At 67.8% G+C, this 18992-nt stretch carries 16 protein-coding genes, 1 tRNA gene and 1 other RNA gene; 9 read left to right on the top strand and 9 right to left on the bottom strand.

All coding sequences use genetic code 11. The features are described 5' to 3' along the window. Positions 1-3 precede the first annotated feature (3 nt). A complete protein-coding gene (locus tag BN977_RS12465) occupies positions 4-441 on the bottom strand; it encodes an SRPBCC family protein (RefSeq protein ID WP_036397776.1) in 438 nt (145 codons plus the stop codon). A 72-nt stretch (positions 442-513) separates the two neighbouring features. Here BN977_RS12465 and BN977_RS12470 point away from each other — a divergent pair, with 72 nt between their 5' ends. Continuing rightward, complete coding sequence (locus BN977_RS12470; RefSeq protein ID WP_036397777.1) at positions 514-1893, top strand: FAD-binding oxidoreductase; 1380 nt, start codon at positions 514-516, stop codon at positions 1891-1893. Continuing rightward, a complete protein-coding gene (locus BN977_RS12475; RefSeq protein ID WP_036397778.1) occupies positions 1890-3200 on the top strand; it encodes a class I SAM-dependent methyltransferase in 1311 nt (436 codons plus the stop codon). The genes BN977_RS12470 and BN977_RS12475 overlap by 4 nt, the downstream gene beginning before the upstream one ends. A gap of 3 nt (positions 3201-3203) precedes the next feature. Here the strand turns inward: BN977_RS12475 and BN977_RS12480 are convergent, their stop codons facing one another. The 3 genes from BN977_RS12480 to ffs form a co-directional block, all read right to left on the bottom strand. Then, the gene (locus BN977_RS12480; RefSeq protein ID WP_036397780.1) at positions 3204-5105 is read right to left on the bottom strand and encodes a DNA polymerase III subunits gamma/tau; all 1902 of its coding nucleotides are present in this window, start codon (positions 5103-5105) and stop codon (positions 3204-3206) included. A gap of 27 nt (positions 5106-5132) precedes the next feature. Beyond that, entirely contained in the window at positions 5133-6419 is a 1287-nt protein-coding gene (locus BN977_RS12485; RefSeq protein ID WP_024452234.1) for an aspartate aminotransferase type Ic, read from the bottom strand. Between the two features lie 35 nt (positions 6420-6454). Beyond that, positions 6455-6549, bottom strand: an RNA gene (gene ffs / locus BN977_RS31830) — signal recognition particle sRNA small type. Positions 6550-6652: 103 nt separating this feature from the next. Between ffs and BN977_RS12490 the strand changes: the two genes are divergently transcribed. The 4 genes from BN977_RS12490 to BN977_RS12505 all read left to right on the top strand — a co-directional run bounded on the left by BN977_RS12490 (position 6653) and on the right by BN977_RS12505 (position 9916). Further along, a tRNA-Ser gene (locus BN977_RS12490) sits at positions 6653-6738 on the top strand. A gap of 82 nt (positions 6739-6820) precedes the next feature. Continuing rightward, positions 6821-7561 carry a lipid uptake coordinator LucA gene (locus BN977_RS12495; RefSeq protein WP_036397781.1) on the top strand — a complete coding sequence of 247 codons (741 nt, stop codon included), beginning with the start codon at positions 6821-6823 and terminating at the stop codon, positions 7559-7561. An 83-nt stretch (positions 7562-7644) separates the two neighbouring features. After that, positions 7645-8670, top strand: coding sequence for a S1C family serine protease (locus tag BN977_RS12500; RefSeq protein WP_036397782.1), 1026 nt, complete (start codon positions 7645-7647; stop codon positions 8668-8670). 973 nt (positions 8671-9643) lie between these two features. Further along, the gene (locus BN977_RS12505; protein WP_131590093.1) at positions 9644-9916 is read left to right on the top strand and encodes a hypothetical protein; all 273 of its coding nucleotides are present in this window, start codon (positions 9644-9646) and stop codon (positions 9914-9916) included. 6 nt (positions 9917-9922) lie between these two features. Here BN977_RS12505 and ligD read toward each other — a convergent pair whose 3' ends face one another. The 4 genes from ligD to BN977_RS12525 all read right to left on the bottom strand — a co-directional run bounded on the left by ligD (position 9923) and on the right by BN977_RS12525 (position 15432). Continuing rightward, on the bottom strand, positions 9923-10963 hold the full coding sequence (gene ligD, locus BN977_RS12510; protein ID WP_024452238.1) for a non-homologous end-joining DNA ligase: 1041 nt from the start codon (positions 10961-10963) through the stop codon (positions 9923-9925). 2 nt (positions 10964-10965) lie between these two features. Beyond that, a complete protein-coding gene (locus tag BN977_RS12515; RefSeq protein ID WP_036397784.1) occupies positions 10966-12033 on the bottom strand; it encodes an ATP-dependent DNA ligase in 1068 nt (355 codons plus the stop codon). 79 nt (positions 12034-12112) lie between these two features. Then, a complete protein-coding gene (locus BN977_RS12520) occupies positions 12113-15013 on the bottom strand; it encodes an MMPL/RND family transporter (protein ID WP_036397785.1) in 2901 nt (966 codons plus the stop codon). After that, positions 15010-15432, bottom strand: coding sequence for an MmpS family transport accessory protein (locus BN977_RS12525; protein ID WP_024452241.1), 423 nt, complete (start codon positions 15430-15432; stop codon positions 15010-15012). Before BN977_RS12525 ends, BN977_RS12520 begins: the two co-directional genes overlap by 4 nt. A gap of 135 nt (positions 15433-15567) precedes the next feature. Between BN977_RS12525 and BN977_RS12530 the strand changes: the two genes are divergently transcribed. Continuing rightward, a complete protein-coding gene (locus BN977_RS12530; RefSeq protein WP_051561315.1) occupies positions 15568-16227 on the top strand; it encodes a TetR/AcrR family transcriptional regulator in 660 nt (219 codons plus the stop codon). Here the strand turns inward: BN977_RS12530 and BN977_RS12535 are convergent. Beyond that, positions 16224-17300 (bottom strand): ATP-dependent DNA ligase, encoded by a 1077-nt coding sequence (locus tag BN977_RS12535; protein ID WP_036397788.1) that lies wholly within the window; start codon positions 17298-17300, stop codon positions 16224-16226. The two genes, BN977_RS12530 and BN977_RS12535, sit on opposite strands and share 4 nt — an antisense overlap. 125 nt (positions 17301-17425) lie before the next feature. On the opposite strand from BN977_RS12535, the gene BN977_RS12540 reads away from it, so the two are divergent. Both BN977_RS12540 and gluQRS read left to right on the top strand, forming a co-directional pair. Next, complete coding sequence (locus tag BN977_RS12540) at positions 17426-18070, top strand: MBL fold metallo-hydrolase (RefSeq protein ID WP_024452244.1); 645 nt, start codon at positions 17426-17428, stop codon at positions 18068-18070. Positions 18071-18094: 24 nt separating this feature from the next. Next, the gene (gene gluQRS, locus BN977_RS12545; RefSeq protein ID WP_036397789.1) at positions 18095-18955 is read left to right on the top strand and encodes a tRNA glutamyl-Q(34) synthetase GluQRS; all 861 of its coding nucleotides are present in this window, start codon (positions 18095-18097) and stop codon (positions 18953-18955) included. The last annotated feature ends 37 nt before the right edge of the window (positions 18956-18992 follow it).

Consider the following 18992-nt stretch of genomic DNA (forward strand, 5'->3'; position numbering starts at 1 on the left):
CTGCTAGCCCTCGAGTTCCTTCTTCAGGTTGGCCAACACCGCATCCTGGATCTTGCGCAGGCCCAGGGGCGCGAAGGTCTTCTCGAAGAAGCCTTTGACACCGCCCGCACCCTGCCAGGAGGTCTTGAGGGTCACGGTGGACCCGGTGCCCGCCGGCGCCACCGTCCAGTTGCTCACCAGCGTGGAGTTGGCGTCCTTCTCGATGACGGTCTTGCCGGCCACGTCCACGGTGGCCTTGACATCGCGCACTCGCGACTCGGTGGCCTGCAGTTTCCAGGACACCACGGTGCCCGCGCCCTGCCCGCCTTCGAGCACTTGGTAGTTGCTGTAATGCGAGGACAGGATCTTCGGCCGCACCATCTGGTAATCGGCGACCGCCGCGAGTACGGCGTCGGGAGCCGCGTTGATCAAGACGGTGTTGGATGCGCTGACCTGTCCCATTACCGCAAAACTCCTGTCGTCTCACCAGCACGTGCGGTCGCATCGTGGGCGACCGAGGACTAGCGTATATGTGTGTCTGTTGCCGCGACCGACGCACAGGGGGCCCATACCGCAGGGGTGCAGCGGCTGCTGGACAGTTACCGCGCCATCCCCGCGACCGCCACCGTGCGCCTGAACAAGCCCACGTCCAACCTTTTCCGTGCTCGCGCGAAGAGCGCCGCCAAGGGTTTGGACACCTCCGGACTGACCGGTGTGATCGGTGTCGACCCCGACGCCCGTACCGCCGACGTGGCCGGAATGTGCACGTACGAGGATCTGGTGGCGGCGACGTTGCCCTACGGGTTGGCGCCCCTGGTGGTGCCCCAGCTCAAGACCATCACCCTCGGCGGGGCCGTCACGGGCCTGGGCATCGAGTCGACGTCGTTCCGCAACGGTCTGCCGCATGAGTCGGTGCTCGAGCTCGACATCCTCACCGGCGCCGGAGATATCGTCACGGCGAGCCGAACCGACCATCCCGACCTGTTCCACGCCTTCCCCAATTCGTATGGCACGCTTGGCTACTCGGTGCGGCTGAAGATCGAGCTGGAATCGGTCAAACCGTTCGTGAGCCTGCGTCACCTGCGCTTCCACACGATCGAGGAGCTGGTCGCCGCGATGGACCGGATCATCGAAACCGGCGGCCACGACGGCGTGCCGGTCGACTATCTGGACGGCGTCGTCTTCAGCGCGTACGAGAGCTACCTGTGCCTGGGAGTGCAGACGGCCACCCCCGGCCCGGTCAGCGACTACACCGGTCAGCAGATCTATTACCGCTCCATCCAGCACGCCGACGGCGAGAAGCACGACCGGCTGACCATCCACGACTACCTGTGGCGCTGGGACACCGACTGGTTCTGGTGTTCAAGGGCTTTCGGGGCGCAGCATCCGGTCATGCGCCGGCTGTGGCCGCGCCGATACCGGCGCAGCAGCTTCTATTGGAAGCTGGTGGGCTACGACCAGCGGTTCGACATCGCCGACCGCATCGAGAAACGGAACGGCAGGCCGCCGCGCGAGCGGGTGGTGCAGGACATCGAGGTACCCATCGAACGGTGCGCCGAGTATCTGCATTGGTTCCTGACCAACGTTCCGATCGAACCGATCTGGTTGTGCCCGCTGCGGTTACGTGGCGACACCGAATGGCCGCTGTACCCGATCCGGCCGCACCACACCTACGTCAACGTCGGTTTCTGGTCGTCGGTCCCGGTGGGTCCCGAGGAAGGCCATACCAATAAGCTGATCGAACGCAAGGTCAGTGAACTCGACGGGCACAAATCGTTGTACTCGGACTCGTTCTACACCGCCGAGGAGTTCGACGAACTCTACGGCGGCGAGGCGTACCGGACCGTGAAGAAGAATTACGATCCCGATTCCCGGCTGCTCGATCTGTATGCGAAGGCGGTGCAAAGACGATGACCACATTCAAGGACCGCACGACGGCGCCCACCGGCAAGCTGACGCTCGCCGAGATCCTGGAGATCTTCGCCGGGGGTGACCTTCCCCTCAAGTTCACCGCCTATGACGGCAGCACCGCGGGGCCCGCGGACGCGCCCGTCGGCCTGGACCTCAAGACCCCGCGGGGAACCACCTACCTGGCCACTTCTCCCGGCGAGCTCGGGCTGGTGCGGGCCTACGTCTCCGGCGACCTGGAACCCAAGGGCGTGCACCCGGGTGACCCGTACGACGTGATCCGGGCCCTGTCGGACAAGATGGATTTCAAGCGGCCCCCGGCCCGGGTGCTGGCCAACATCATCGCGTCCATCGGCGTGGAGCATCTGCTGCCGATCGCGCCGCCGCCGCAGGAGGCGCTGCCGCGATGGCGACGGCTGGCAGAGGGTTTGCGGCACAGCAAAACCCGTGACGCGGAGGCCATCCACCACCACTACGACGTGTCGAACACCTTCTACGAGTGGGTGCTCGGCCCGTCGATGACCTACACCTGTGCGTGCTACCCGGATGCGGACGCCACCCTGGAGCAGGCCCAGGACAACAAGTACCGGTTGGTGTTCGACAAGCTGCGCCTGCAGCCGGGTGACCGGTTGCTCGACGTCGGTTGCGGCTGGGGCGGCATGGTCCGCTACGCCGCCGCGCGCGGGGTCAAGGCCCTGGGGGTGACGTTGTCGGCGGAGCAGGCCAGCTGGGCCCAGCGTGCCATCCGGGAGCAGGGCCTGTCGGAGTTCGCGGAGGTCCGGCACGGCGACTACCGCGATGTGCGCGAGGCCAACTTCGACGCGGTGTCCTCGATCGGATTGACCGAACACATCGGGGTGGCCAACTACCAGTCGTATTTCCGGTTCCTGCAGTCCAAGATGCGACCGGGGGCGCTGCTGCTCAACCATTGCATCACCCGGCCGGACAACCGGACGGGGGCGGCTGCCGGGGGTTTCATCGACCGCTACGTCTTCCCCGACGGGGAACTCACCGGCTCCGGGCGCATCATCACCGAGATCCAGGACGTGGGCCTGGAGGTGCTGCACGAGGAGAACCTGCGTCAGCACTACGCGATGACACTGCGCGACTGGTGCCGCAACCTCGTCGAGCACTGGGACGAGGCGGTGGCCGAGGTGGGGCTGGCGACCGCCAAGGTGTGGGGCCTGTACATGGCCGGATCGCGGTGGGGCTTCGAATCCAACGTCGTTCAGCTGCACCAGGTTCTGGCGGTCAAGCTCGACGAGCGCGGCGGCGACGGCGGACTGCCGCTGCGGCCGTGGTGGGCTCCGTAACCGCTAGTTCTTGTCGATCCGGCGCGCGCCGAGCTCGGACTGCAGCAACTCGATCGCCACTTCCTCGGGGTCGCGGCGCACCACTTCGGAGGTGTCGCTGCTGGCCTCGGCGAGCATGCGTTCCTCTTCGGCGGCGGGATCGGGCTGCGCCGCGGCCGGGCCTGCGCCCACCGCCACCGCCTCGCCGGTGTCGGGCACACACCGGATCTGCCAGTCCACGCCCAGCGCGTCCTTGAGCGACTCCCGGATGATGTCGGCGTTCTTCGTCTCGCCGAGGCGTTTCACCAGGGTCGGCGCAGGGTGGCTGAGCACCAGGGTGCCGCCCTCGACGGTCCGCACGATGGCGTCGGCCAGCATGGCGTTGAGCGCCTTGCTGCGGCCGTTCACCTTCTCCCGCACGGTGTTCCACATGCTGCGGACGGCGGCCGCATCGGGCTCACCGACCGCGGCCGCAGCGGGCGCGACGGGCGGTGTGGGCACCGGCTCCGGGGTCACCGGTGCAGGTGGCGGGGGCGGCGGTGGCGCCGCCGCACGCACGGGCTCGGGTTCGGGCCGGGCCGCGACGACCGGCTCCGGTGTGGGCTCCGGCGGGGCAACGGGCTCGGGGGCAGGCTGCGCTGCGGGCGCGGGCGGGGGCGGAGTTGCCGAGGCGGGCTCGGGCGCCGGTGCCGGCTCGGCACGGCTGGGCCGGACGAACTGCCGGGTCACCGGTGGCGGCGCGGGCGGCGTCAGCTCGCTGTTCGGGACCGAGACGTCCAACCGGGTCTCGATGCGCTCGATGCGTTGCAGCAGAGCCGATTCGGTATCGCTGGCCGACGGCAGCAGCAGCCGGGCGCAGAGCACCTCCAGCAGCAGCCGCGGCGCGGTGGCACCGCGCATCTCACCGAGGCCGGCGTGCACCACCTCCGCGTAGCGGGCCAACGTGGCCGAACCGAGCCGGGCGGCCTGCTCCCGCATCCGTTCCAGCACATCGGCCGGCGCGTCGACCACCCCGCGGTCGGCGGCGTCGGGCACCGCCTTCAGCACGATGAGATCGCGGAACCGCTCCAGCAGATCGGTGGCGAAGCGGCGCGGGTCGTGCCCGGCGTCGATCACCGATTCCACCGCACCGAACAGGGCGGCGGCGTCACCGGCGGTGAGGGCGTCGACCGCGTCGTCGATCAGCGCGACGTCGGTGGCACCCAGCAGCGCCAGCGCCCGCTGGTAGACCACCCGGTTGCCCTCGGCGCCGGCCACCAGCTGGTCCAGCACCGACAGGCTGTCGCGGGGCGAGCCACCACCGGCGCGGATGACCAGCGGGTAGACGGCATCGTCGACCTCGACACCCTCCTGGGTGCAGATCCGTTCCAGCAGGCCGCGCATGGTCTTGGGGGCCAGCAGCCGGAACGGGTAGTGGTGGGTGCGGGACCGGATGGTCGGCAACACCTTGTCCGGTTCGGTGGTCGCGAACACGAAGATCAGGTGGTCCGGTGGCTCCTCGACGATCTTCAGCAGCGCGTTGAACCCGGCGGTGGTCACCATGTGCGCTTCGTCGACGATGAAGATGCGGTAGCGCGACTGGGCCGGCGCGTAGAACGCGCGGTCACGCAGCTCTCGGGTGTCGTCGACACCGCCGTGGCTGGCCGCGTCCAACTCGACGACGTCGACGTTGCCCGGCCCGTTGGGGGCCAGCGCCACGCACGAATCGCACACGCCGCACGGTGTCGGGGTGGGGCCCTGCTCGCAGTTCAGCGAGCGGGCCAGGATGCGCGCCGACGATGTCTTGCCGCAGCCGCGCGGCCCGGAGAACAGGTAGGCGTGGTTGATGCGCCCCGCCGACAGTGCCGTCGACAGGGGCGCGGTGACATGCTCCTGGCCGACGACCTCGGCGAAGCTTGCGGGTCGGTACTTACGGTAGAGCGCCACGATCAGCAGGTTACCGAGCGGGTGCGACTAATCACGAGCCAGCAGCGACTCGGTGGCCGCGAGCAGCGCACAGGTCGACAGGCCGTCGATGGCCTCGCGCAGATCGGGTTCCGACGGGAAGCTGGGCGCGATCCGAATGTTCTTGTCCTCGGGGTCTTTTCCGTACGGGAACGCCGCGCCCGCCGCGGTCACGGCGATCCCGGCGTCCTTGGCCAGCGCGATGGTGCGCTTGGCGGTGCCCGGCAGCACGTCGAGGCTGACGAAGTAGCCGCCCTTGGGGTCGGTCCAGGAGGCGATCTTCGACTCCCCGAGCCGGTCCTCCAGGATCTGGGCGACCAACGCGAACTTGGGCGCCAGCAACGCCTGATGCCGCTGCATGTGCAGACGCACCCCGTCGGCGTCACCGAAGAACTTCAGGTGACGCAGTTGGTTGACCTTGTCCGGCCCGATCGACTTCTTCGCGGCATGCTGCAGGTACCAGGCGATATTGCCCAGTGAGCCACCGAAGAAACTGACCCCGGCACCGGCGAAGGTGATCTTGGACGTCGAGGCGAAGATCAGCGGGCGGTTCGGGTTACCCGCGGCCTCGGCCAACCCGAGCACGTCGACCTGCTTGACGAAATCGTGGGTGATGGTGTGCACGGCGTAGGCGTTGTCCCAGAACAGCCGGAAATCCGGTGCGGCCGTGCGCATCTGGACCAGCCTGCGGACGTTCTCCCAGGAATAGGTGGCCCCGGTCGGGTTGGAGTACACCGGCACACACCACATGCCCTTGATCGTCGCGTCCCCGGCGACCAGTTCCTCGATTAGGTCGACGTCGGGGCCGTCCTCGCGCATCGGCACGGGCACCATGTCGATGCCGTAGCTCTCGGTGATGGCGAAATGGCGGTCGTACCCCGGGCTGGGGCACAGGAACTTGATGCCGGCACCCGCCCGTTCCTCGGCCCAGGGCCGCGGGGAGTCGACCCCGCCGTGCAGCAGCGAGAACACCACCGCGTCGTGCATGAACTCCAGGCTGGCGTTGTTGCCGGCGATCAGGTTGGGCACCGGGACGCCGAGCAGCTCGCCGAAGATGGCCCGCAGCTCGGGCAGCCCGTGCAGACCGCCGTAGTTGCGGGTGTCGGTGCCGTCCGCGTCCCGGTATGTCTCACCCGGCAGGCTCAGCAGCGCATTGGACAGATCCAGCTGCTCCGGGGACGGCTTGCCGCGGGTGAGGTCGAGGGCCAGCCCTTTGGCCCGCAGCGTGGCGTAGTTCTGCTGCTGCAGGTCATGCTGGGCGACCAATTCGTCACGGCCGAGAGACTCAAACGACACGGCGCGCCTTTCAAGAGAAGCCGTGAACCAAACACATGAGGGGACCCCGCGCACCCGCCAGAGCCCATTGACCCTTGCTGCCTTCCGGCCCTGGGGGAGTTCACAGGATGGACGCCGCGCGGGGTCCGGACAGTGAGTGTAGTCCTTCGGCGCGGGCGGCAGCGGGGCGACCGGGGGTCGGCGAAACGGGCGGCTGGTCGGGCGGCCCCGGATGGTCGGCTAACATGGCCGACGGAGGATTCGCCTAGTGGCCTATGGCGCTCGCCTGGAACGCGGGTTGGGTTAACAGCCCTCAGGGGTTCAAATCCCCTATCCTCCGCCGTCGGGTCCGGGGCGCGACCGGCCGTCGTCGTCAGACGATCGCCGCCGGCGCGCCCCGGCCCACCGACCCGAGGAGGACGATGCGGCGCGGTATCGCGGTGCTGTGGCATGCAGCGTCTCTGGTGCTTGCGGTCGCCTTGTATTTCTTCTTCGTCCTGCCGCGCTGGTTCGAGCTGACCGGGCAGTGGCCCCACACCCTGGGCACGGCGCTGCGCATCGTGTGCGGTGCGGTCGTGGCGCTGACGGCGCTACCGGTCTTCTTCACCTGGTCGCGCACCCGCAAGCCGGAGCTCGGCACGCCCACCCTGGCGCTGTCGTTGCGGGTGTGGTCGATGGTGGCGCACGTGCTGGCCGGCCTGCTGATCGCGGGCGCCGGCATCAGTGAGATCTGGCTGAGCCTGGATACCGCCGGCCAGTGGCTGTTCGGCATCTACGGTGCCGCCGCCGCCATCGCGCTGCTCGGCGCATTCACGTTCTATCTCGCCTTCGTGGCCGAGCTGCCCCCACCGCCGCCGAAACCACTCAAGACCAAGGCGGAGAAGACGGGGCGCCGCGGCCGCGGTAAGAGCGCAGGCGACGAGGTTGACGACGAGATTTCGGACACATCCGAGGCCGACAGCGCGCCGGCGGACGACGAATCCGTCGAAGATTCCGCAGCCGACGAGGCCGCCGCGAGCGATACGGATTCCGTCGCCGGTAACGCGGCCGCTGACGATACCGATACCGAAACCGAGGCCGGTGGGAGCAAACTGCGTAACCGCCGGCCCGCCGGGAAAGCACGGCGCGGTCGCACGCGCGGCGGGGTAGCCGTCGAAGACTGACCGTCAGCGTGTCGACACGTCGACAGTTTCCGGTCGCACCGTCAATATTGAGGGAACACCTCTGGCGCTCCGGAAGGCGGCGAATGGGCACGTTCCACTTTCGAAGGTGGCTTGTGGCCCTGATCGCCATGCTGGCCGCCGTGCTGCTGGCCGCCCCAGCCGCTCCCGCCACGGCGGCACCCGCCGATCTGACCGGAGCCATCGCCGCGGTCGAGCCATCCGTGGTGCGCATCGACACCACCGTGGACTACCAGCACGTGATGGGTACCGGCACCGGCATCGTGCTCGACCCGAACGGCCAGGTGCTGACGAACTACCACGTGATCCAGGGCGCCGACACCATCAACGCGATGGTGGGCGGCCGGTCGTTCGCCGCCGATATCGTCGGCTTCGACCGCGGCAGGGATATCGCGGTGCTGCAGTTGCGCGGCGCCGGTGGACTGCCCGTCACCCCGCTGGGCGATTCCGCGCAGCTGGCCGTCGGGGATCCCGTCGTCGCTCTCGGCAACGCCCGCGGTTCCGGCGCCCCGCTGACCCAGGAGACCGGGACCATCAGCGGCTTCGGCCGCACCATCAGCGCCGAGGACGAGCTCACCGGATCCTCGAATCAGATGACCGGGTTGTTCGAGATCGCCGCGCCCGTGCGGGCCGGGGACTCGGGCGGACCGGTGGTCAACGGCGCCGGCCAGGTGGTCGGCATCACCACCGCCGCCTCGGTCAACTTCCGGATGGGTCCGGGCGGGGAGGGCTTCGCGATCCCGATCAACGACGCGCTGCCCATCGCCAACCAGATTCGCGCAGGCACCCCGTCGGAGACCGTGCACATCGGCCCGCCGACGCTGCTGGGCGTCGGTGTCAGCACGGCCGAGCAGCATGAGGCGTTTCCCGGGGTGATCGTGCACGAGGTGTTGCGCGGCGGGCCGGCCGACCTGGCCGGACTGGCCGACGGTGATGTGCTGCTGACCCTCGACGGGACCCCGCTGGACTCCGCCACGGAGCTGACCGCGGTGCTCGATCGGCACTATCCCGGCGATGTCATCGCCCTGACGTGGATCGACCGGGCCGGTCAGCACCGGATCGGCAAGGCCACGCTCAACGCCGGCGATTGACCGTCCCGGCCCGCCCGGAATGCCGGGACACGGCACGAGATGGCCGCGAGATGGCGCGAGATGGCGCGAGATGGCATAGCCACGCCGCGTCACCAAAAAACTTTTCAAAATTTTCGTCGGCGTCATATGAGTGGGCCCGGCGTTGCTCGCGCAAGCATCGGCGACAAAATGTGACGTATTCGTCAAAATTGCCATTGTTAGCGCTCGGCGTCGAATTCATATGGCACTGTCAGTCCGTCCACCCCGCGCCCCGGCCCCGAGAAGGCGCGCGCCGCCCGCACGAGCCGGTCGCCTCGCTCGCTCGCGCACCGAGGCGTCCCCCGGCTTACCGCGTCCACGCCGCCACACCAGTGCCGGGGTAGCACGCCCGCGCGGGCCGACCCCGACGCCTCCCGGGGCCGAATCCGGCCACCGGCCGGTCCGTCGACAAGTATCGGCCGCTTCGCACCTGATCTTGAAAATGACCTTGGCTCAGCCTGTTTCACCGTATCGGCGGTCGGCCGGGGAGCCGGCCGGGAAGGCCGTGCGCCAACCGGTTTCCGCCGCACCCGGCGGCCGGCGGCGGTCGGCCGTGCACACCGTCGGGCGGACGCCACGATCGCGCCGGCGTTGGTGGGCCTCTCCACCCGGCGCCGCCGGGCGTGTACTCCGCCCGTCGGTGCGCCCGACGCCCCGGCACACGCACGGGTCGCGGCGGCCGGCCATCCCCGGCCGGCGGTCGCCGTCGGACGACTCGCCGTCGTCACCCAGACGTTGCACCGGTCGCCGATATCGGCGTCGGCCGTGGCGCGGGCAACCGCCCTGTGCGTTGCTGGAGATTGGCTGAATGCCGTTGACCTGCTGGTTTTCCGTCGCACGGGCGTCGCACGGGACTTTCCCGGTCCGCGTCCCGGCGTTACATTTGGCTTAACGACCCGCGGCGGGCTGCTGTGCACAGGGCAACAGCGGGCTCGCCTGGCAAGGGGGAGACAACGTGGTCCAAACCGTCATAGCGGCCTATCTCGTCGGTTGGGCGCTCAGTGCAGTGGTCATCTATGTGGCCAGCAGGCGCATGGGCACCGAGCACGAGCCGGTGCCGTACCAGTTCGCGCTCAGCGCTGCCGCCGGGGCGCTGTGGCCCCTGCTGCTACTGGGTGCCGTCGAGTTCAGCTCGGTGGCGGCGGCGTCCAGCGCGGCCTCGCATCTGGAGTCGCTGGAGAGCAGCCAACCGGTTCTCGTCAGCGCCGGAGTCGTCCCGCTGCGCTGAGCGGCCTCAGGTGATCGGGTTGCCCTCGGCGTCCCAGTGGGCGGCGACCTTCTTGCTGGGCTGCACCCGCGGCGGTTCGCCGGGCATTTTCGGATAGCTCGGCGGATAGGGAAGGTCCCCCAGTCCGCGTTCGTCGTCGGCCGCCACCATCTGCAGTAGCGGCTCCAGCGAGTGCGCGGTCTCGTCGATACCGGCCCACGGGTCGTCCCGCTCGGCCACCAGGTCCGGCGCCGTGGCGATCGTGTAGTCGTCGGGATCCGCATCGGCCAGCCCGTCCCAGGTCAGCGGCATCGACACCGTCGCGATCGGCGTCCTGCGCACCGAGTACGCCGAGGCGAACGTGCGGTCCCTGGCGTTCTGGTTGTAATCGATGAACAGCCGGGCGCCGCGTGCCTCCTTCCACCACGAGGTGGTGACGGCGTCCGGGGCCCGGCGTTCGACCTCGCGGGCCAGGGCGATACCGGCCCGGCGGACCGCGATGAAATCCCACTCGGGCTTGATCCGGATGAACACGTGCACGCCACGGCCGCCGGAGGTCTTGGGATATCCCGTGTAACCCAGCTCGTCGAGGAGGGGTTTGAGCACCTCGACGGCGATCCGCCGGGCGTCGGCGAAGTCGGTGCCGGGTTGCGGGTCCAGGTCCACCCGCAATTCGTCGGGGTGTTCGGTGTCCGGGCAGCGCACCTGCCACGGGTGCAGCGTGATGGTGCCCATCTGCGCGGCCCAGATGATGGCCGACGGATGCGTGACCTTCAGCGCGTCCGCGGTCCGGCCGGACGGGAACGTCACCGTGCAGGTCTGCAGGTAGTCGGGGTGTTTCTGCGGCACCCGCTTCTGGTAGATCTCCTCGCCCTCGATACCGTCCGGGAAACGCTGCAGATGGGTGGGCCGGTCCTTGAGCAGGGCGACCATCCGGTCGGCGACGGACCGGTAGTAGTCGACGACGTTGCGCTTGGTGTACCCCGGCCCGGGGAAGTACACCTTGTCCGGGTTGGTCAGCCGGACCGCGACACCGTCGATGTCGAGTTCTTCGGCGGGCGTGGCCATGGTCAGTTCCCCCTCAGGACGTCGGACAGGTCGTATCGCAAGGGCACGTCCAGTTGGGCGAAGGTGCAACTGGCGGGGTCCCGGTCGGGTCGCCAGCGCAGGAATTTCACCGCGTGCCGGAAGCGCAATGCCGTCTCGTCGCTGCCGGCGGTGTAACCCTCCATCTGGTCGTAGGCCACCTCGCACACCCGCTCCGGTCGCACGGGGATCCAGCGCTTGTCGGCCGCCGAGTTCCACCGGCTCGGATCGCCCTCGCGAACCTCGTGCCCTTCGCGCAGCGGCTCCAGGTCGGCCAGCAGTTTGAGCCGGTCCTTCGCCGTGAACGAGGCGGCACCGCCGACCATCTGCAATTCGCCGTCGTCGCGGTAGAGGCCCAGCAAGATCGATCCGAGGCCTTCACCGCTCTTGTGGATCCGGTAGCCGATCGCCACGCAGTCGGCGTCGCGGTGATGCTTGACCTTCACCATCTCGCGCTTACCCGGTAGATAGGGCCCGTCCAGCCGCTTGGCGATGACGCCGTCCAGCCCGGCTCCCTCGAACGTGTCCAGCCATTCGGCGCCCAGCGCGGGGTCTTCGGTGGTGCGGGTGACATGGCACCAGGTCTCCTCGGCGACCGCGTCGATCAGCGCCGCGCGCCGAACCCGGAACGGCTCGGTGAGCAACGACCGGTCACCCAGCGCCAGCGCATCGAATCCGATGAAGTGGGCGGGGGTCTGTTCGGCCAGCAGCTTGATCCGGCTGGCGGCGGGGTGGATCCGCTGGCTCAGCGACTCCCAGTCCAGCCGTACCCGGCTTGCGATCGTGCGAGGTACCACCACTTCCCCGTCCACCACGCACCGATCGACGAGCTCGTCACGCAGCGCCTCGATCAGCTCCGGGAAGTACCGGCCCAGTTCCTTGCCGTTACGCGACTGCAGCACCACGTCGTCGCCGTCGCGAAAGGCCAGGGCCCGGAAGCCGTCCCACTTCGGCTCGTAGGACCACACCCCTGGGTCATCGGGCACCGTGCCGACAGCCTTGGCCAGCATCGGCTCGACCGGCGGCAGCACGGGCAGGTCCACATGTTCCATACTCACGTAGACCGGCGCCGGTGGGCAATGTCATCGTCGATGTCATCGGCGACGTCATCGCGACCGGGCGCGCCGCCGGCTACCCGTGGGCGGCCGCCTCGGGTGCGGATTCCCGCGGTGTCGGCCAGGGCTGCGGCACCGGCCGCGGCCGAACGCGCTGCGGCCACCAGAACCACCGTCCGAGCAGGGTGGCCAACGACGGGGTCATCAGCGAGCGCACCACGAGCGTGTCGAACAGCAGCCCCAGACCGATGGTGGTGCCGACCTGGCCGATGACGATCAGATCGCTGACCGCCATCGAGATCATGGTGAAGGCGAACACCAGCCCGGCGGCGGTGACCACCGATCCGGTTCCCGCCATCGAGCGGATGATGCCGGTGTGCAGACCGGCGTGGATCTCTTCCTTCATCCGCGACACCAGCAGCAGGTTGTAGTCCGCGCCCACGGCGAGCAGCACGATGACCGACATCGGCAGCACCATCCAGTGCAGCGGGATACCGACCAGATGCTGCCAGATGAGCACCGAAAGGCCAAAGGACGCACCGAGACTCAGCACCACGGTGCCGACGATGACGGTCGCGGCGGCCACCGCCCTGGTGAGCACCACCATGATCAGGAAGATCAGGATCAGCGAGGCCACGGCCGCGATGAGCAGGTCGTAGTCAGCCCCGGTCTGCATGTCCTTGTACATCGCCGCGGTGCCGCCGACGTACACCGTCGAGCCCTCCAGCGGCGTGCCCTTGATGGCATCGGCCGCCGCGATCTTCAGCGGTTCGATATGCGAGGTGCCTTCCTCGCTCAGCGGGTCACCCTGATGAAAGACGGTGAACCGCACCGCATGTCCGTCCGGAGACATGAACAGCTTGATGCCCCGCTTGAAGTCCGCGGTCTGGAACGCCTCCGGCGGCAGGTAGAAGTTGTCGTCGTTGCGCGCCGCGTCGAACGCCTGCCCCATCGCCGTCTGGTTGTTCTGGTTGGCGATGTTCTGATCCTGCTGGGCCTTCTGCGCCTGGTACTGGTTGAGCAGGTACTGCTTCTGGTTCTTCATCGTCTGGATCATCGCGGGCATCACCGCGGCCATCTGCGGCGTGAGCTCGGCCATCCGGTTCAGATCCGGGACGATGTCCTGGAAGTCGTCAGACATCTTGTTGATGCCGTCCAGCGCGTCGAAGATCGACCGCACCGACCAGCACATCGGGATGTCGTAGCAATGCGGTTCCCAGTAGAGGTAATTGCGGATCGGCCGGAAGAAATCGTCGAAGTCGGCCAGGTGATCCCGGACCTCGTTGATGTCGGTCGAGGTGTTGGCCATCTTGTCGGCCATCCTGCGGGTGACATCGGCCAGTTGCAGGGTGATGTTGTACAGCTTCTCCTGCGAGTCGATGGTCGTCTGCAGTTCGTTGGCCTGCTTGAGCGTGTTGTCCAGCACGGTCTGCTGATAGTCGTTGTTCATCAGCGTGCCGGTGCCGCTCTGGCTCATCGAGTAGGCCAGCGAGGCATGTTCGATCGGCTTGCCGTCCGGTCGGGTGATGGTCTGCACCTGGGCGATACCGTGCACCCGCACCATCGCCTTGGCGATCTTGTCGATGATCAGGAAGTCGGCCGGGTTGCGCAGGTCGTGGTCGGCCTCCACCATCACCAGTTCCGGGTTCATCTTGGCTTCGGAGAAGTGCCGATTGGCCGCTGCCATACCGACATTCGACGGAATGTCGGCGGGCAGGAAGATCCGGTCGTTGTAGGTGGTGTGGTAGCCGGGCAGCGTCAGCAGACCGACGAGCGCCAGCGCCACGGCCATCACCAGCACCGCGCCGGGCCACCGCACGATGGCCGAGCCGATGCGGCGCCAGCCCCGGGCCCGGTCCATCCGCTTGGGATCGAGGATCTTGCCGAAGCGGGTGACGATCGAGATGAGCGCCGGTCCCATGGTGAGCGCCGCGGCGACCACGATGGTCATGCCGATGGACAACGGGATGCCCATGGTCTGGAAGTACGGCAGCCGGGTGAAGTGCAGGCACAAGGTGGCCCCGGCGATGGTCAGGCCCGACGCGAGCACGACGTGGGCCGTGCCGTGGAACATGGTGTAGTAGGCCGATTCTTTGTCCTCGCCGGACCTTCGCGCTTCCTGATATCGGCCGATCAGGAAGATCGCGTAGTCGGTGGCCGCGGCGATCGCCAGGGTCACCACCATGTTGGTGGCGAACGTGGTGAGCCCGAAAACGTTGTGGTAGCCCAGGAATGCGATGATGCCGCGAGCCGCCGACAGCCCGACCACCACCATGAACAGGGTGATCACCACGGTGATGATCGACCGGTAGACGATCAGCAGCATCACGGTGATGACCGCGAACGTCAGCATTTCGATCATTTCCATGCTGGCGTCACCGACCGCGTTCTGGTCGGTCGTCGTCGCGGCGGGTCCGGTCACGTAGGCCTTGACACCCGGCGGCGCCTTCGTGGTGTCGACGATGTGCCGGACGGCTTCGACGGACTCGTTGGCCAGCGCCTCACCCTGGTCACCGGCGATGTACACCTGGACGTAGCTGGCCTTGCCGTCGATGCTCTGCGCGCCGGCCGCGGTGAGGGTGTCACCCCAGAAATCCTGAACGTGCTGAATGTGTTTGGTGTCCGCGCGCAGGGTCCGGACCATCTCGTCGTAGAACGCGTGCGCGTCCGCGCCGAGTTTGTCCTGGCCTTCGAGCACGATCATCACCGAGCTGCTGGTGTTGTACTCGTCGAACACATGGCCGACCCGCTTGGTGGCGATCAGCGCCGGTGCGTCGTTCGGGCTCATCGACACCGCGCGCATCTTGCCGACTTCTTCGAGCTGCGGCACAACGGTATTGAGCAACCCGACGATGACCAGCCAGCCCAGCACGATCGGGATGGAGAACATGCGGATGAAGCGCGGCAGCCAGGGCCGGGCGGCGTGGCCGGCGGGCGGCAGCGCCTCGGTCGGGGTGTCGTCGGTAAACGTGGTCATGCGGCCTTCACCAGGCAATACGTCGCGGCGTTCACGCCGGTCGCCGTCCTCTCATCTTTGACCTCGTCGTCGACGGTGACGCGGCAGCCGATCGACTGGCCGTCACCTTGGGCGAGGAGGTTGGGCTGCACGGACGGGATGGTCGTCTCCAGCCGCAGGGTCCAGGGCAGTGCGGCTTGCGTGCGCTGCGGGAGACCCTGGAGGTCCATGTAGTTGATGGTTGCGGTGGTTCCGGTGCCGAAGACCTCGTACACGACGACCTTCGGGTTGAACTTGTCCGCGGTATCCGAGCCGACCGGCGTCACCACCGCGCCGTCGGAACCGAACACCGACCGCAGATACGAAACGCTCACCCCACCGATCGCCACCGCCGCCACGATCAGGACGGGCAGCCAGACGCGTTTGAGTACCGCAATCAAGGTCAAGCCTTTCCGGAATGTGACAGCCGCAGGTCAGGCGACGGCGAGTGACCTAGCTAGGCAATCTAAAAGGATAAGTGGATAGAGTCAATCCACTTATTGGCATACGTAAGGCACGTCACTAATGTGGGGCCTGTGATTGACAAGCCATGCCGCGGGCTGCGCAAGGACGCCGAACGCAATCGGCAGCGCGTGCTCGCGGCTGCCCGCGAGCTGTTCGCGGTCAAAGGCATGGAGGCCACGCTCAACGACGTGGCCCATTACGCCAATGTCGGCGTGGGAACGGTGTACCGCCGCTTCGCCACCAAAGAGGATCTCATCGACGCGATCTTCGAAGACGCTATCGAAGAGATCGTGGCGCTCGCCGAACAGGCGCTGCGGCATGAAGATTCGTGGGATGGCTTCGTCTGGTTCGTGCAGCACATGTGCGAACTGACCGCGACGGATCGTGGTCTCCGAGAAATGGTGTACAGCAGGGCCCATGGCGGGTACGGCGTCGACTGCGCACGAGACCGCCTCGCACCGTTCATCTCGACGTTGGTCGAGCGGGCTCGCGACGACGGACACCTGCGCCCGGATATCGAGCACACCGACATGCCGGTGATGGGCCTGCTGGCCGGCACCGTCAGCGAATGGGCCGGGCATGTGCAGCCGGACCTGTGGCGCCGCTACGTGGCGCTGCTGCTGGAGGGTATGCGCAGCCGGGATGACTGCCGTTCCCTGCAGGTCGACGCGCTGGACGAGGATCAGACCGATGCGGCAATGCAGGGCTCGGGACGGGCAGGCGACGCCTAAACCAGGCCGGGGATGATGCGCTGCAGGTCGACGTGTGCCGGTTGTTCCAGCTGGGTGAAGGTGCACGAGCCCGGGTCTCGGTCGGGCCGCCAGCGGTTGAATTGCGCAGTGTGGCGGAACCTTTCACCTTCCATGTAGTCGTAGCGCACCTCAACCACCCGCTCCGGGCGTAACGGGACGAACGACAGATCCTTACCCGCATTCCAGCGCGAGCCGCCGCCGTAGCGGCCCGCCAACTCGGGATCCGCCGCCACCTGTGCCGCCCAGTTCCACGGGTGGTGCTCGAAATCGGTGACCAGCGGCTGCAATTCGGCGATCAATGCTCGCCGGGTGGCCATCGGGAAGGCACCGATCACACCCACCGAGGCCAGGCTGCGGTCATTCTTGTACAGCCCCAACAGCAAGGACCCCACGGCGTCGGGACCCGATTTGTGCGGCCGGTACCCGGCCACCACACAATCGGCGGTGCGTTGATGTTTGATCTTGAACATGACCCGTTTGTCCGGCAGATAGCGCAGGGCGGCGGGCTTGGCGATGATCCCGTCCAAGCCGGCGCCCTCGAACTCGGCGAACCAGCGTCGCGCCGTGTCCAGGTCGGTGGTCGCGGGCGTGAGATGGAACCGCGCACCCGCCCGGTGCAGCTCTTCGGCAAGCCGGGCCCGCCGGAGGTCGAACGGCTGCTCCATCAGGTTCTCGGCACCGACGGCCAGCAGGTCGAAGGCGACGAACGAGGCCCTGGTCTTCACCGCGAGCATCCGCACGCGGCTGTCGGCCGGGTGGATACGTTGTTGCAGCGCTTCGAAATCGAGCCCGGATGCGGTGGTCACCACGATCTCGCCGTCGACGACGCAGCGCTCGGGAAGCTCGGCCCTGGCGGCCTCGACGAGTTCGGGAAAATACCGGGTCAAGGGTCGCTCGTTGCGGCTACCCAACACGATGTCATCCCCGTCGCGGAAGCAGATCGACCGGAAGCCGTCCCACTTCGGCTCGTAGATCGCATCCGGCGGGATCGCTGCGACGGCCTTGGCGAGCATCGGCTTGATCGGCGGTACGACCGGCGGTGGCGTGCGCATATCTCTTTCTAGCCGCGCAACCGTGGGATGTGGTGATGCCACCAGCGCGGCGCCGCCGAAATATTCGCTTGACCTCAACCGCGGTTGATGTTGAAGGCTGTAGCCATTGCAGCGAGGAGGCACCCATGCGACAGATCCGCGCCGACCTGTGGGAAACCAGCGTCGATCGGCCGTTTCCCGGACTCACCACCCACGCGTACCTGTGGACGGGCGGCGAATCCGGCAACGTCCTGTTCTACAGCACCCAGACCGACCGTGACTTCGCCGACTTCGAAGCCCTCGGGGGCGTCGCCCACCAATACCTGTCGCACCGCGACGAGGCGGGCCCGATGCTGCGGTCCATCCGCGAACGGTTCGGCGCCAGCCTGCACGCCCCGGCGACCGAGTTGCTCGAGATCGGGATGCACGCCCACGTCGACGTCCCGCTCGGCAGCAGGCACGTCGACCGCAACGGTATCGAGGTGATCCCCACACCCGGCCACTCGCCGGGCAGCACCTGCTATCTGGTGCCCGGGGTCAACGGGCAGACCTACCTGTTCACCGGCGACACCATCGTGCTGGATGCCGACGGAACCTGGGTTGCCGGTTATATCCCGTCGTTCAGCGAGGCAGCGCCCCTGGCGCAGAGCCTGCAGGTGCTGGCGGGCCTGCATCCGGATCTCGTGATCACCAGCGCCTTTCCCGGTAAGTCCGGTGTGCATGCGCCCGGCGCGCAACGCTGGGCCGAGTGCGTCGAGCAGGCCAGGGAGCGACTCGCGCTGGTGGCGTGACCGCGCCGGGCTAACCTGGCGAGCATGACAGCAGCCGGCCGGTTCGCGCCCAGCCCGTCGGCCGACCTGCACATCGGCAATCTCCGCACGGCGCTGCTGGCCTGGCTGTTCGCCAGATCCACCGCGCGCAGATTCCTGGTGCGCGTGGAAGACCTCGACGATCGCACCTTCGCCGACGTGGCAGCGCGTCAGATCGCCGACCTGGCAGCGATCGGCCTGACCTGGGACGCGCCGCCGGAATACCAGCGCAGCCACCGGGATCGCTACGCGGCGGTGATCGCGGGGCTGACCGAGCGCGGCCTGGTGTACGAATGCTATTGCAGCAGAAAGGACATCCTTTCGGCGCCGCGCGCACCGCACGCTCCCGAGGGCGCATATCCGGGCACCTGCCGGGATATGCCCCGGCACCGCGCCCGGGCAGACCGGCCACCGGCGCTGCGGTTGCGCAGTGACGTCACCGAGTACACGGTCACCGATCTGCTCCATGGCCAATACAGCGGTGTGGTGGACGATTTCGTGTTGCGGCGCGGCGACGGGGTCGTCGCCTACAACCTGGCCGTGGTGGTCGACGATGCCGCCCAGGGTGTCGACCAGGTGGTGCGTGGCGACGACCTGTTGTCCTCGTCACCGCGGCAGGCCTATCTGGCCCAGTTGCTCGGCCACCCGATTCCGGTGTATGCGCACGTGCCGCTGGTGCTCAATGCCGAAGGCAAGCGGCTGGCCAAGCGCGACGGGGCAGTCACCCTGGCCGAGATCGGGGTACCGCGGGCACTCGGCCAGATCGCTGCGTCGCTGGGTCTTTCGGGCGCCACACCGGCCGAGATGCTGACCGGTTTCGACCCCGCCGCGCTGCCCACCGGACCCTGGATTTACCAGCCGGGTTGATCCAAACCGTTGGGTTATTCGCAGCGGGTTGCTAGGT

Source organism: Mycolicibacterium cosmeticum (assembly GCF_000613185.1).
GTDB lineage: Bacteria > Actinomycetota > Actinomycetes > Mycobacteriales > Mycobacteriaceae > Mycobacterium > Mycobacterium cosmeticum.

Bases quoted from the DNA above. Each gene is read 5' to 3' on its own strand.
- BN977_RS12465 (WP_036397776.1), bottom strand. From the start codon at position 441: ATGGGACAGGTCAGCGCATCCAACACCGTCTTGATCAACGCGGCTCCC.
- BN977_RS12475 (WP_036397778.1), top strand. From the start codon at position 1,890: ATGACCACATTCAAGGACCGCACGACGGCGCCCACCGGCAAGCTGACG.
- BN977_RS12495 (WP_036397781.1), top strand. From the start codon at position 6,821: ATGCGGCGCGGTATCGCGGTGCTGTGGCATGCAGCGTCTCTGGTGCTT.
- BN977_RS12500 (WP_036397782.1), top strand. From the start codon at position 7,645: ATGGGCACGTTCCACTTTCGAAGGTGGCTTGTGGCCCTGATCGCCATG.
- ligD (WP_024452238.1), bottom strand. From the start codon at position 10,963: ATGGCCACGCCCGCCGAAGAACTCGACATCGACGGTGTCGCGGTCCGG.
- BN977_RS12515 (WP_036397784.1), bottom strand. From the start codon at position 12,033: ATGGAACATGTGGACCTGCCCGTGCTGCCGCCGGTCGAGCCGATGCTG.
- BN977_RS12520 (WP_036397785.1), bottom strand. From the start codon at position 15,013: ATGACCACGTTTACCGACGACACCCCGACCGAGGCGCTGCCGCCCGCC.
- BN977_RS12535 (WP_036397788.1), bottom strand. From the start codon at position 17,300: ATGCGCACGCCACCGCCGGTCGTACCGCCGATCAAGCCGATGCTCGCC.
- BN977_RS12540 (WP_024452244.1), top strand. From the start codon at position 17,426: ATGCGACAGATCCGCGCCGACCTGTGGGAAACCAGCGTCGATCGGCCG.
- gluQRS (WP_036397789.1), top strand. From the start codon at position 18,095: ATGACAGCAGCCGGCCGGTTCGCGCCCAGCCCGTCGGCCGACCTGCAC.